The organism is Streptomyces sp. SID14478 (assembly GCF_010548525.1).
Classification (GTDB): Bacteria; Actinomycetota; Actinomycetes; order Streptomycetales; family Streptomycetaceae; genus Streptomyces.
In genome coordinates, this window is the sequence record NZ_JAAGMG010000423.1 from 1 (window position 1) to 245 (window position 245).

The following is a 245-nucleotide window of genomic DNA, read 5'->3' on the forward strand; positions in this document are numbered from 1 at the left end:
GGCCGGCACCCGGCCCGCCTGCGAGCCCTCGATCAGCGCCGTGACCGCCGAACGCGCCGGGGAACCGGGCGCGACCAGGACCAACAGGGTGCACAGCAGCATGCCGCTCACCCCGGGCCCGGTGCCGCGCAGGACCGGCCACGTCGTGACGGCGCCCACGGCGACGCCTGCCAGGGCGCACACCTGCATGGCGAGCAGGCCCGCCCCTGCCGCGGGCAGGACCGGTACGCGGACCCGGTGGTCGG

The 245-nt window shown here is 78.4% G+C and carries 1 pseudogene; it reads right to left on the bottom strand.

From position 1 onward, the window contains the following. Positions 1–245 (bottom strand): annotated as a pseudogene (locus tag G3I40_RS13575) (ABC transporter); the annotation flags it as partial.